Here is a 12146-nt window from a genome sequence, read left to right as displayed (position 1 = left end):
GCTGCCGGGGGCTCTCCGAAGGCAGGCCTCAAGGGGTCAGGCCGCCTTTTGGTGATACTTCGCGTAGGTGAGATCGCAGCGGTCGGCGTTCATCACTTTGGTCCAGGCCTTGACGAAGTCGCGCACGAACTTCTCCTCGTGCCCGCGCTCGGCATAGACTTCAGCCGTGGCGCGGAGCTGCGAGTTGGAGCCGAAGATCAGGTCTGTCCGGGTGGCGCGCCAGCGTTCCTGCCGGCCCGCGCGGTCATAGCCGATGAACTCCTCGTCAGCGCTGGTGTCGACCACTTCCCAAACGGTGTCCATGTCGAGCAGGTTGACGAAGAAGTCGTTGGTCAACTGCCCGACCCGGTCGGTTAACACGCCTTCGCTGGCTCCGCGATGATTGGCACCGAGCACGCGCAGTCCGCCGACCAGCACCGTCATCTCCGGAACCGAGAGGCCCAGAAGCGAGGCCCGGTCGAGCAGCAGCTCCTCGGTCTTTACCGAATGCTTGGTCTGGAGGTAGTTGCGGAAGCCGTCGGCTTTGGGCTCGAGCGGTTCGAAGCTTTCGACGTCGGTCCATTCCTGCGACGCGTCGCCGCGTCCGCCGGTGAACGGCACCTCCACATCGAACCCGGCGTCGCGCGCTGCCTTCTCGACCGCGGCCGTCCCGGCGAGCACGATCGCGTCGGCCATCGACAGGGGGCCGCGCAGCTCGTCGATCTTCGCCAGCACTTGCGACAGCTCTTCCGGCTCGTTCACCGCCCAGTCCTTCTGCGGGGCAAGGCGGATGCGCGCACCGTTGGCGCCGCCGCGACGGTCGCTCTTGCGGAAGGTCGAGGCGGACGCCCAGGCCGTCTTGACCAGTTGACCGATGCTGAAGCCGGCATCGAGGATCTTTGCCTTGAACGCCGCAACGTCGCCCTGCGACGGCATGGTGCCGGCCGGGATCGGGTCCTGCCAGATCATGTCCTCGGCGGGAACTTCGGGGCCGAGATAGCGGCACTTGGGCCCCATGTCGCGGTGGGTCAGCTTGAACCAGGCGCGGGCGAAGGCGTCCTTGAACGCCTCGTGATCATTGCGGAACTTCTCGCTGATCTGGCGGAACTCCGGATCCATCTTGAGCGCCATGTCGGCAGTCGTCATCATCGTCGGGACCTTCTTGGAAGGATCGTGCGCGTCGGGCGCCATGTCGTCTTCCCTCTGGTCGATCGGCTGCCACTGCTTGGCCCCCGCCGGCGAGGTCACGAGCTCGTAGTCGTAGTCGAGCAGCAGGCGGAAATAGTTTTCGGTCCACTGGGTCGGCGTGTTCGTCCACGCGCCTTCGAGGCCCGAGGTGATCGTGTGGGGGCCGAACCCGCTTTCATAGGTGCTCGCCCAGCCGAGGCCCTGGAGCGCGATGTCGGCCGCCTCGGGCGCGACGTCGAGCAGGCTCGGATCGCCTGCGCCGTGGCACTTGCCGAACGTGTGGCCGCCGGCCGTGAGCGCGACGGTTTCCTCGTGATTCATCGCCATGCGCTCGAACGTGATCTTGATATCGCGTGCCGAGCCGAGCGGGTCGGGGTCGCCGCCCGGACCTTCGGGGTTCACGTAGATCAGGCCCATCTGGATCGCCGCCAGCGGGCTTTCGAGATCGACCTCTTCTTCGGGCCGGATGCGCGTCGGCACGCCTTCGTTGACCCACAGGTCCTCGCCACCCCAGTAGATATCGCGTTCGGCCTCGAACACGTCCCTGCGACCACCGCCGAAACCGAGCACCGGGCCGCCCATCGATTCGATCGCGACATTGCCGGCGAGAATGAACAGGTCGGCCCAGCTCAGGTTCTTGCCGTACTTCTGCTTGACCGGCCACAGCAGGCGCCGGGCCTTGTCGAGATTGCCGTTGTCGGGCCAAGAATTAAGCGGGGCGAAGCGCTGCTGTCCGCTACTGGCGCCGCCGCGCCCGTCGCCGGTGCGGTAGGTGCCCGCCGCGTGCCAGGCCATGCGGATGAAGAAGGGTCCGTAGTGCCCGTAGTCCGCCGGCCACCACGGCTTGGAATCGGTCATCAGCGCGGTGAGGTCATTCTTCAGCGCCTGGTAGTCGATCGCATTGAACGCCTCGGCATAATCGAAATCCTCGCCCAGCGGGTCGGGCGAGCCGTTGACGAGCAGGATTTCCAGCGGCAGCGCCTCGGGCCACCAGTCTTTGTTGGTGCGTCCGAGCAGCGCGCGCACTCCGCCGTCACCGTTGAAGGGGCATCCGCCCTCGGACATCGAACCAGTTGCTGCGTCCATTTTGGCATCCTCCTGATTTCGGATCGGCCCCGATCATCGCCGGAGTCCCGATCGCGTGAGTCGTTGCAGGCAAAAGGCTACGCCCGCACGACAATCGGACAAAGCAATTAAGTCCTGTCAGCCTCATCGATGAAAGCGATCATGTTGCTGTGCTTTCTCCTGCCGGAACGACGGGCGCGCGGCGTTCCGGTTCCCGCGAGGCTGCACCGGCCGCCGCGCCGAGCCCTCTTGCCGCCTCGGGGTCGTGCGCCTAAGCGCGCCGGCGATGGACTATCCCAAGACACGCCGCCTGATGCAGCGCGGCACCGACTTCCTCGGCTGCGAAACCGCGATCCTGTGCGGCGCGATGAGCTGGGTTTCCGAACGCAATCTCGTCTCCGCGATCAGCAATGCGGGCGGCTTCGGTGTGATCGCCTGCGGCGCGATGACGCCCGAGCTGCTCGACGCGGAGATCGCGGCGACGAAGGCGATGACGGATCGGCCGTTCGGCGTGAACCTCATCACCATGCACCCGCAGCTCTTCGACCTGATCGAGGTATGCAGCCGGCACGGCGTCGGCCATGTCGTGCTCGCCGGCGGCATTCCGCCCAAGGGCAGCGTCGAGGCGATCAAGGGCGGGGCGACCTCGGCCAAGGTCATCTGCTTCGCGCCGACGCTGGCGCTGGCGAAGAAGCTGTTGCGTTCGGGCGCCGATGCATTGGTTATCGAGGGAATGGAGGCAGGCGGCCACATCGGCCCCGTCTCGACCAGCGTTCTGGCGCAGGAGATCCTGCCCGAGCTGGCGGAAGAACACCTCGTGTTCGTCGCCGGCGGGATCGGCAAGGGGCAGGCGATCGCCGGCTACCTGGAGATGGGCGCCGCGGGCGTCCAGCTCGGCACGCGCTTCGCCTGCGCGACCGAAAGCATCGCGCACCCCGATTTCAAGAAGGCCTTCTTCCGCGCCAGCGCGCGCGACGCGGTCGCCAGCGTCCAGGTCGATGCGCGCCTGCCGGTGATCCCGGTCCGCGCGCTGCGGAACAAGGGGACCGAGGCCTTCACCGCCAAGCAGATCGAAGTCGCCGGCATGCTCGACCGCGAAGAAGTGGTGATGGGCGAGGCGCAGCTCCAGATCGAGCATTACTGGGCCGGCGCGCTGCGCCGCGCGGTGATCGACGGCGATGTCGAGGGCGGCTCCCTGATGGCCGGCCAGTCGGTCGGCATGGTCAAGGAGGAAGAGCCGGTCGCGCAGATCGTCGCGACGCTGATGGCCGAGTGCGAAGAGGCGCTCGCGCGGCGCTGATGGCCGAACCGCTCATCCTGACGCTCGGCTGCGCCGACCGGCCGGGGATCACCGCACAGGTGACGGGCTTCCTGTTCGAGCGCGGCGGCAATATCCTCGAGGCACAGCAGTTCAACGATCAGGAGGGCGGCGCCTTCTTCATGCGCGTCGCTTTCGATCCGGGGGCGGCCGGGCGCGAGGAACTGCGCGCCGATTTCGCTGAGCTCGCCGACACGTTCGGCATGAAATGGCAGCTCGCGCGCCGCGATAGGCCCCGCCGCGTGCTGCTGATGGTCAGCAAGTTCGACCACTGCCTCGCCGACCTGCTCTATCGCTGGCGCATCGGGGAACTGCCGATGGAGCCGGTGGCGATCGTCTCCAACCACCCGCGCGAGGCGATCAGCCACACGCATATCGGGGATATTCCATTCCACCACCTGCCGGTGAGCGCGGGTGCCAAGCCGGAGCAGGAGGCGCACATCCGTGCCATCGCGGAGGAGACCAAGGCCGAACTGGTCGTGCTGGCGCGCTATATGCAGATTCTCTCGGACGAGCAGGCCGCGCATTTCGCCGGGCGCTGCATCAATATCCACCACTCGTTCCTGCCCGGGTTCAAGGGTGCCAAGCCCTATCATCAGGCCCATGCGCGCGGGGTGAAGATGATCGGCGCCACCGCCCACTACGTCACCGCCGATCTCGACGAGGGCCCGATCATCCATCAGGATGTCGAGCCGATCACCCACGCCGACAGCCCGGACGAGCTCGTCCGCAAGGGGCGCGACATCGAGAGCCGCGTTCTGGCCGAAGCGGTGCGTCTGCATCTCGAGGACCGCGTCCTGCTCAACGGTTCGCGAACGGTGGTGTTCAGGGGGTAGAACCGACTGTCCTCGACAGCGATGGGGGTGGAGGCGCAGAACAGGTGGGGAGGGGAAGACCGTGATCGCAACGATACGACGGCTCCTTGCGGGCGTGATAGTCGCGGGGACGGCGCTCTTCGCCGCGCCGCTTGCAGCGCAGGATTACGAGCCGGACTGCGCGCGCATCGCGGCGTTCCTCGACCGGGCCATTGAGGAGGGCCGCACAGTGGGCGCCTCGGCGCTGGTGTGGAAGGACGGCGCGGAGCGGTGCTTTGCGTCGGCGGGCATGGCGCAGCGCGAGGAAGCGAGGCCGTTCGCGCGCGATACGCTGGTGCAGATCTTCTCGATGACCAAGCCGGTCACCGGCGTCGCGCTGATGCAGTTGTGGGAACGGGGCAAGTTCGGTCTCGACGATCCGCTGGCGTGGCACCTGCCGCAGTTCGCGGACATCAAGGTGCTCGCGGGCGAGAACCCCGATGGCAGCCCGATCCTGCGTGAACCCAGCCGCCCGATCACCCTGCGCGACATTCTGCGCCATACCGCCGGGTTCACTTATGGTGCGAACGGCAATCCGCAGAACGCCGCCGACCGCGTGTGGGAGGCGCTGGACCCGCTCAGCCCGACCAAGACGCTGGCCGAGTTCGCCGACGCTATGGCCAAGGTGCCGCTGCTCTACGATCCCGGCACGCACTGGCACTACAGCGCCGGCGTCGACGTGCAGGCGCGGCTGGTCGAGGTGTTCTCCGGTCAGCCTTTCGCCGATTATGTGCAGGAGCATGTATTCACTCCGCTGAAGATGAACGACACCGGCTGGAAGCGCGATATGGCCGAGGTGCCGCGGCTGGCGCGAATCTATGTCGCGGACGGGGAGGGCACGTTGGCGCCGATGCCGCGCGAGGCTTGGCTCGAGCCGAACTTCATGGGCAAGCCGATGACGATGGGCGGCTCGGGTGTCGTCACCACCGTGGGCGACTATATGCGCTTCGCACGCATGCTGCTGAACGAAGGCGAGCTTGGCGGCGCGCGCGTGCTCCGTCCCGCCACCGTGCGGCTGATGGCGACCGACAGCCTCGACCCGCGCATCGCGCCCGAGGATCGCTCGTGGCTGACGAGCAAGGGCATGGGCGGGTTCGGGATCGACTTCTTCGTCCGAACCGCGCCGCCGCAGACGCCCAAGGAGAACCGCGGAACGGTGGGCGAGTTCTTCTGGGACGGTCTGCCCTCGATGCTCTTCTGGGTCGATCCGCGGCAGGACATGGCCGTGGTGTTCGCGACGCAGAAAATCCCGTTCGACAATGCGCTGCATCACGATTTCCGCGATGCGGTCTACGGCGCGGATTACGTCGGGCGCTGATCTGGCCGGGCCGGGTGTCAGCGCCCGACCCGATCAGATGCCAGCCTATCAGACGCTGGCGTTCTTCCGCACGGTGATCACCTGCGGATAGGTGAACTCCAGCAGCCCTTCCTTGCCGTATTCGGCGCCGAAGCCCGATTGCTTGTGCCCGCCGAAGGGCGTGAAGGGAGAGAGGTGGAGGTACTCGTTGACCCACACGGTGCCCGTCTCGAGCTGCTCGGCGATCTTCACCCCGCGGTCGGTGTCCTTGGTCCAGACCGCGCCGGCGAGGCCATATTCGGAGTTGTTCGCGCGCGCGATCACCTCGTCGTCGGTCGAGAATTTCATCAGCGGCATGACCGGGCCGAACTGCTCCTCGGCGACGATGCGCGCGTCCTCGGGCGGATTGTCGAGGATGGTGATCGGCACGTAGTAGCCGGGCACGTTCGGGTCGTGGTCGCCGCCGACCAGGAACTTGTAGCCCTGGTCCTTGGCATCTTGCACCAGCTCGAGCACCCGCTCGTACTGCTTTCGGTTCTGGATCGGCCCGACCCCGGTGCCCTGATGCGATCCGTCGCCGACCTTCACCGATTTCGCATATTCGGCGATCGCCTTGCTCAAGTCGTCGTAGATATCCTCGTGGATATAGACGCGCTTGGCCGCGACGCAGATCTGCCCGGCGTTGGAAAAGCTCGACCAGAAGAGCTGTTCTGCGACTTTCTCCACGTCAGCGTCGGGCAGAACGATCGAAGCGTCGTTGCCGCCCAGCTCGAGCGTGATGCGCTTCAGGTCGCGGCTTGCCCCTTCCATGATCTTCTTGCCGGTAGCGGTCGAGCCGGTGAAGGTGATCTTGTCGATATCGGGGTGCTCGGTGATCATCGGGCCGAGGCTGTCCTCGCCGGTGATGACGTTGATCACGCCCGCGGGCGCAGCATCCTTGATCAGTTCGGCGATGCGCAGCGTGGTCAGCGGCGTGAAGGGGGAGGGCTTGAGCACGATCGTGCAGCCCGAGAGCATCGCGGGCGCGATCTTCTGCATCGCCATCATCACCGGGAAGTTCCACGGCACGATACCGCCGACCACGCCGACCGGCACGCGGCGCGTACGGCTGAGGCGCGTGTCGCTATCCTCGTTGACCTCGTCCTCCAGATCGAGCGTCGCCTGCGCGCCGACCATCGCCGAGGCGCCGACGACTTCATTCATCGCCTGGCCGTGCGGCTTGCCCTGTTCGGCGGTGAGCAGGCGGTGAAGTTCGTCGGCGTTCTCCTTGATGGTTGCGGAGATCTTTTGGATCACCGCCCTGCGGTCCTCGATCGGGGTCTTCGACCAGGTCTTGAACGCGCGGCGCGCGGCGGCAACTGCGCGGTCGAGCTCTTCCTTGCCGCACGCGGGGACCGTGCCGATCACGTTTTCGTTCGCGGGATTGATGACGTCCATAGTCTGGGCAGTCTCGATCATCTCGCCGTCGATCAGGTTACGGTAGGCAGTGGGCATCGCGGTCTCCGTTCTCTGCCGGCGCGAGGTGCGCCGATTCGCTTTATCCGTTTCGAGGTGAAACCTAACACGCCCGCCGCCATGACCCAATCGGGTTTGCGCAGCCATGCTCCGCAGCCATCGCACTTGCATGCCGCGCCCGCTGCGCGCAGCATGTGGGCGAGCTATCGGGAGAGACGACATGTGCGATGAGGACAAACTCGCCCGCTGGGCGCGCGAAGGGCTGAACCGGCGGCAATTCGGTGCGCTTGGCGGCATGGCCGCGCTGGCCGCCTGCACGCCGGCGGAATCGAGTTCGCAGGGCGACGGGAGGGTGGCTCCACCAGCCCTGGCGGAAGAGAACGTCAGCTTCGAAACCGCCGATGGAACGATGGACGGGTTCTTCGTCCATCCAGTCGCGGCCCCGGCGCCCGCTGTCCTGTTCTGGCCCGACATCGGAGGTATTCGGGAGGCGAAGCGCAACATGGCCCGGCGGCTGGCGGGGCAAGGTTATGCGGTTCTGGTCGCCAACCCCTATTACCGCGACGTCGCCGGTCAGCAGTTCGAGGACTTCGCCGACTTTGCCGCGAACGGCGGCTTTCAGAAGGTTGGCCCGTGGCGCGAGAAACTCGATGCCGAGGCGATCATGCGTGACGCGACTTCTGCCGTCGGCTGGTTCGATGAGCAGGAGGCGGTCGATGCCAAGCGCGGCGTGGGCGCGCAAGGGTACTGCATGGGCGGGCCGTTCACCGTGTGGACCGCCGCGGCGGTGCCCGCGCGGGTGCGTGCGGCGGCAAGCTTCCACGGCGGCGGGCTGGTCCGCGGCAACGACCCGATGAGCCCGCACAACCTGTTCGGCAAGACGCAGGCGAGTTATCTGATCGCGATCGCGCAGGACGACGACGCCGAGGCGCCCGAGACCAAGAATGTCCTGCGTGAAGCCGCCAAGGCGGCAGGCCGCCCGGCCGAAATCGAAGTTTACGCCGGCGATCACGGCTGGACCGTTCCCGATGCCCCTGCGTACGTCGAAGCCGAGGCGGAACGCGCGTGGACGAACCTGCTGGAGCTTTACGGAGAGGCGCTGGCCTGACACCTCGGAGCCGGTTCTCGGGTTCGCGTGGGTTGGTGTTGATGGAGGTGAGGAGCGAAGCGGGCCGCCACCGCCTCGTCAACCCAGCCCGATACCGCGCAATTTCGCCCGCAGAGTCGCCTCGTCGAAAGGCTTGATCACGTATTCGTCGGCCCCGGCGTCGATGCCTTGATGGATGTCGGCCGCGTCGGAATTCGAGGTGCAGAACACCACGCGCGGTGCGCGGTCGGCGGGCAGGGCGCGCAGCCGGGTGACAAACTCTATCCCACCCATCACCGGCATGTTCCAATCGAGCAGGATCAGATCGGGCATCGCCGCCTTGCACCGGGCGAGCGCTTCCTCGCCGTTCTCGGCCTCGGCCGTTTCGAAGCCCAGATCCTCGACGATGCGGCGGGCCACTTTGCGGATCATGCGCGAATCGTCGACCACCAAGCAGCGGCGGACCCGTGCCTGGACGTGCCGCGCGGCATAGGCGGCCTTGGCTTCCTCGACGATCCGCTCGGTGGGATCGGCGGGCGCTACGGCTTCGGCGTCCCGACCCGGCGTGGCCGCTTCGCCTGCTGCCTTGCTCGCAGGCGGCGGGGTCCGTTTGATCAACCCGTGGATGGCGGCACCTCCTCCTCGCCCCAGACGGGCGAGCGCAGGGGCTCGGCGAAAGACGAATGCGCAGGCGGGGGCGCTGGGGTCGGCTGCTCGTTCGGCGTCATGCAGACGTGGAGATAGGGCATCCAGACATCGCCGAACTCGGCCTTTTGATACCACACGTCGAGCACGTCGTAGGAGGCCCAGCACCCGTCGGGCTCACGCAGGCGGATGCCTTCGCCGATGCGCGGGACCGAGGCGAACCGCAGGCGCTCCTGCGTCTGGTGCGTTTCGTTCTGGATCTCGACCTCGATCACGCGCGCCCCCGAGCTCATGCCTTTTGCCGGCACGCTAGAGCGCAATCCTTGCGGAAAAGTAACGCATGGAGGAGGCACGGCGCCTTGCGGTTTCGCTTGCCCCGGTCCGGCCCGCTGATACGATACGCGCGAACGAGGGGAAGGAAGATCGATGGGTATCGCCCTGATTATGCTGCTGGTGCTGGCAGTGATATTCCTGCTGATGGCGGTGCGCGTCGTGAAGCAGGGCTTCGTCTACACGATCGAGCGGTTCGGCAAGTACACCTTGGCCGCCGAGCCAGGCCTGCACCTGATCGTCCCGTTCATCGACCGCGTCGGCCGCAAGGTGAACATGATGGAGCAGGTGCTCGACATCCCCGGGCAGGAGATCATCACCAAGGACAACGCCATGGTCGGTGTCGACGCGGTGGTGTTCTTCCAGGTGCTCGATGCCGGCAAGGCGGCCTACGAGGTGCACAACCTCTATGCCGCGATCATGGCGCTCACGACCACTAACCTGCGCACCGTGATGGGTTCGATGGACCTCGACGAGACGCTGTCCAAGCGAGACGAGATCAACGCCCGGCTGCTCAGCGTGGTCGATCATGCAACCTCGCCGTGGGGCGTGAAGATCACCCGCGTGGAGATCAAGGACATTCGCCCGCCGCTCGACATTTCCGAGGCGATGGCGCGGCAGATGAAGGCCGAACGCGTCAAGCGCGCCGAGATCCTCGAGGCGGAAGGCGACCGGGCGAGCCGCATCCTGCGCGCCGAGGGCGAGAAGCAGAGCGCTATCCTGTCCGCCGAAGGCAAGAAGGAAGCCGCCTTCCGCGATGCCGAGGCGCGCGAGCGCGCCGCCGAAGCGGAGGCGCGGGCGACCCAGATGGTCTCCAACGCGATTTCCGAGAGCGGCAATGCCGCGATCAACTACTTCATCGCGCAGGAATACACCAAGGCGGTCGGCAAGTTCGCCACCAGCCCCAATGCCAAGACGATCCTGTTCCCGGTCGAAGCGACGCAGCTCATCGGGTCGCTTGGCGGAATAGGTGAGCTCGTACGCGATGCTGTGAGCCCGCCGGACGGCACCGTCACGACGCCGCCCGCCGACACCGGCACCCCGCTGCCGCAACGGCGCGAACGGGTTCCGCGCGCGAGCGTGCCGCGCAGCGGCGACCGCTAGGAGCGGCCGGTGGAGGGGCTCGACAGCTTCGATCCGCACTGGATCTGGATCACGCTCGGGCTCGCGCTCGCGGCGCTCGAGTTGCTGGTGCCCGGCGTCTACCTCATCTGGCTTGCCACCGCGGCAATCGTAACCGGGGCGCTGACCTACCTGCTCGATCTCGGGCTCGCCGCGCAGGTGATCGATTTCGTCTTCCTCGCGCTGATCTTCGCCTTCTCTGCCCGCCGCTTCCTGCGCGACAAGCCGATCGTCGGCGCCGACCCGCTGCTCAACAAGCGCGGCGGACGGTTGGTGGGGGAGACCGCCCTGGTGACCCAGGCGTTCGACGGGGGCAGCGGACGCATCCGCCACGGAGACAGCGAATGGCTCGCGCGCGGCCCGGACGTCGCCGTGGGCGCCCGCGTGCGCATCATCGGCAGCGACGGATCGATTCTGCTGGTCGAGCCCGTGACCCTGTTGGCAAAGGAAGAGGCCTCGCCCCCGCGCGAAGCCTAGACTGCGCCGCGGGTGCGGTCGGAAAAGCGGCCGTGCTTGCGGTAACGGACCATCCACCGATCGAGGAACAGACCCAGCGGGCGCGGCTGCACGCCCAGCTTGTCGAGGCCCGGATGCCCGCCCGAAGGCACGTTCCCCTGCTTGAGCAGGCACCACTGGTCGCCGTTCATCGGCGTGCCCGGCAAAGCGGCGAACAGGGCGGACAAGGCGTCGGGCATGGCGATGAAGTGCCGCTCGCGCCCCTGCGCCGCGGCGATCCGCTCGTGCAGGTCCATCATCCCGATCGCCTCGGGTCCCGCGATCTCGTAGGTCTTGCCGCCGTGCTTGCCCGGATCGGCCAGCGCTGCCGCAACCGCGTCGGCCGCGTCGTCCACGAACAGGAGCTGCAGCTTCGCCTGCGGCGCGAAGACCGGCAGCACGGGCAGGGTGGAGATGAGGCCGGCGAGCATCTGCACGAAGCCTTCGTCCTCCGCGAACAGCAGCGATGGGCGCAGGATAGTCGCGCCGGGGAAGGCGGCGAGAACCTCCTCTTCGCTCAGCGCCTTCGCCTGCGCGTATTCGGCAGGCGCTTCGGCGTCGGCACCGATCGCGCTGATATGGACCATGGCGTCCGCACCGGCATCGCGTGCGGCCCGGGCGACATTGCGCGCGCCGCCGCAGATCAGCTTCTTGAGGTCGCCTTCGAACGAGGCGACAAGGTTCACCACGGCATCCGCCCCGCGCACCGCCGCTGCTGCGCTGGCCGGGTCGCGCACGTCGCACGGCATGAACTCGATCTGGCCGAGCTGCGCGAGCGGCTTCAGCGAAAACGCCTTTTGCGGACGGCGGCTCGCGACCCGCAGCCGCGCCCCGCGCTCGAGCAGCGCCTGCGCCACGTGCCGGCCGAAGAAGCCGCTGCCGCCAGTCATCGCGACCAGCTTGCCGTTCAGCCTGCCATTGAGGGGATCGTGTGCCGCCATTGCCTCGTGCCGTTCATTTATCCGTTTCGCGAATCTGGCCCCGCCTTGCCCCAACACGTCCCGTCCCGCAACTGCCTCGAAGTCGTTGACAAGCCCCCCGCCCCTTCGCTAGTGGCCCGCCCCTACCCGCGAGCCGGACCGCGACGATCCGGATCGCCAGTGTGCCCAGATGGCGGAATTGGTAGACGCACCGTCTTCAGGTGGCGGCGCTCGCAAGGGCGTGGAGGTTCGAGTCCTCTTCTGGGCACCATCTATTCTTCTCCTGACATCCCAAAAAGGGTCGACAAAATGGCGGAATTCTGCCATTTTATGCTTGTTCCGGTCTGAAGGCGTCTGAGCTGATCTCAGGCAATCCTGCCCGAAACGGGGG

The 12146-nt window shown here is 66.8% G+C and carries 11 protein-coding genes and 1 tRNA gene; 7 read left to right on the top strand and 5 right to left on the bottom strand.

What is annotated here, in order from left to right:
- Window positions 1-36: 36 nt before the first annotated feature.
- Complete coding sequence (gene katG, locus AC3A5N_RS04315; RefSeq protein WP_487736069.1) at window positions 37-2253, bottom strand: catalase/peroxidase HPI; 2217 nt, start codon at window positions 2251-2253, stop codon at window positions 37-39.
- Window positions 2254-2518: 265 nt separating this feature from the next.
- Between katG and AC3A5N_RS04310 the strand changes: the two genes are divergently transcribed.
- The 3 genes from AC3A5N_RS04310 (at window position 2519) to AC3A5N_RS04300 (ending at window position 5722) form a co-directional block, all read left to right on the top strand.
- Window positions 2519-3532: an NAD(P)H-dependent flavin oxidoreductase gene (locus AC3A5N_RS04310; RefSeq protein WP_487736068.1), complete on the top strand. Its 1014-nt coding sequence runs from the start codon at window positions 2519-2521 to the stop codon at window positions 3530-3532.
- Complete coding sequence (gene purU / locus AC3A5N_RS04305) at window positions 3532-4386, top strand: formyltetrahydrofolate deformylase (protein WP_487736067.1); 855 nt, start codon at window positions 3532-3534, stop codon at window positions 4384-4386. Before AC3A5N_RS04310 ends, purU begins: the two co-directional genes overlap by 1 nt.
- 61 nt (window positions 4387-4447) lie before the next feature.
- A complete protein-coding gene (locus AC3A5N_RS04300) occupies window positions 4448-5722 on the top strand; it encodes a serine hydrolase domain-containing protein (RefSeq protein WP_487736066.1) in 1275 nt (424 codons plus the stop codon).
- Between the two features lie 48 nt (window positions 5723-5770).
- On the opposite strand, the gene AC3A5N_RS04295 is transcribed toward AC3A5N_RS04300, so the two are convergent.
- Window positions 5771-7195: an aldehyde dehydrogenase family protein gene (locus tag AC3A5N_RS04295; protein WP_487736065.1), complete on the bottom strand. Its 1425-nt coding sequence runs from the start codon at window positions 7193-7195 to the stop codon at window positions 5771-5773.
- 181 nt (window positions 7196-7376) lie between these two features.
- Between AC3A5N_RS04295 and AC3A5N_RS04290 the strand changes: the two genes are divergently transcribed.
- On the top strand, window positions 7377-8264 hold the full coding sequence (locus AC3A5N_RS04290) for a dienelactone hydrolase family protein (RefSeq protein WP_487736064.1): 888 nt from the start codon (window positions 7377-7379) through the stop codon (window positions 8262-8264).
- Window positions 8265-8342: 78 nt separating this feature from the next.
- Here AC3A5N_RS04290 and AC3A5N_RS04285 read toward each other — a convergent pair whose 3' ends face one another.
- The gene (locus AC3A5N_RS04285; protein WP_487736063.1) at window positions 8343-8861 is read right to left on the bottom strand and encodes a response regulator; all 519 of its coding nucleotides are present in this window, start codon (window positions 8859-8861) and stop codon (window positions 8343-8345) included.
- Window positions 8858-9181, bottom strand: a complete 324-nt coding sequence (locus AC3A5N_RS04280; RefSeq protein WP_487736062.1) for a hypothetical protein — start codon at window positions 9179-9181, stop codon at window positions 8858-8860. Before AC3A5N_RS04280 ends, AC3A5N_RS04285 begins: the two co-directional genes overlap by 4 nt.
- 133 nt (window positions 9182-9314) lie before the next feature.
- Between AC3A5N_RS04280 and AC3A5N_RS04275 the strand changes: the two genes are divergently transcribed.
- A complete protein-coding gene (locus tag AC3A5N_RS04275; protein ID WP_487736061.1) occupies window positions 9315-10322 on the top strand; it encodes an SPFH domain-containing protein in 1008 nt (335 codons plus the stop codon).
- A 9-nt stretch (window positions 10323-10331) separates the two neighbouring features.
- Window positions 10332-10817: an NfeD family protein gene (locus AC3A5N_RS04270; RefSeq protein WP_487736060.1), complete on the top strand. Its 486-nt coding sequence runs from the start codon at window positions 10332-10334 to the stop codon at window positions 10815-10817.
- Here AC3A5N_RS04270 and AC3A5N_RS04265 read toward each other — a convergent pair.
- A complete protein-coding gene (locus AC3A5N_RS04265; protein ID WP_487736059.1) occupies window positions 10814-11776 on the bottom strand; it encodes an SDR family NAD(P)-dependent oxidoreductase in 963 nt (320 codons plus the stop codon). The two genes, AC3A5N_RS04270 and AC3A5N_RS04265, sit on opposite strands and share 4 nt — an antisense overlap.
- A 163-nt stretch (window positions 11777-11939) precedes the next feature.
- Between AC3A5N_RS04265 and AC3A5N_RS04260 the strand changes: the two genes are divergently transcribed.
- Window positions 11940-12026, top strand: a tRNA-Leu gene (locus AC3A5N_RS04260).
- Window positions 12027-12146: the final 120 nt, after the last annotated feature.

It is taken from the genome of Pelagerythrobacter sp. Soil_C_18 (assembly GCF_057657235.1).
This window is presented reverse-complemented; position numbering and strand designations above follow the sequence as displayed.

What these genes read in the sequence shown, in the direction of transcription:
- AC3A5N_RS04275 (WP_487736061.1), top strand. Translation starts at nt 9,315, where the DNA reads ATGGGTATCGCCCTGATTATGCTGCTGGTGCTGGCAGTGATATTCCTG.
- AC3A5N_RS04310 (WP_487736068.1), top strand. Translation starts at nt 2,519, where the DNA reads ATGGACTATCCCAAGACACGCCGCCTGATGCAGCGCGGCACCGACTTC.
- AC3A5N_RS04295 (WP_487736065.1), bottom strand. Translation starts at nt 7,195, where the DNA reads ATGCCCACTGCCTACCGTAACCTGATCGACGGCGAGATGATCGAGACT.
- AC3A5N_RS04265 (WP_487736059.1), bottom strand. Translation starts at nt 11,776, where the DNA reads ATGGCGGCACACGATCCCCTCAATGGCAGGCTGAACGGCAAGCTGGTC.
- AC3A5N_RS04290 (WP_487736064.1), top strand. Translation starts at nt 7,377, where the DNA reads ATGTGCGATGAGGACAAACTCGCCCGCTGGGCGCGCGAAGGGCTGAAC.
- purU (WP_487736067.1), top strand. Translation starts at nt 3,532, where the DNA reads ATGGCCGAACCGCTCATCCTGACGCTCGGCTGCGCCGACCGGCCGGGG.
- AC3A5N_RS04280 (WP_487736062.1), bottom strand. Translation starts at nt 9,181, where the DNA reads ATGAGCTCGGGGGCGCGCGTGATCGAGGTCGAGATCCAGAACGAAACG.
- katG (WP_487736069.1), bottom strand. Translation starts at nt 2,253, where the DNA reads ATGGACGCAGCAACTGGTTCGATGTCCGAGGGCGGATGCCCCTTCAAC.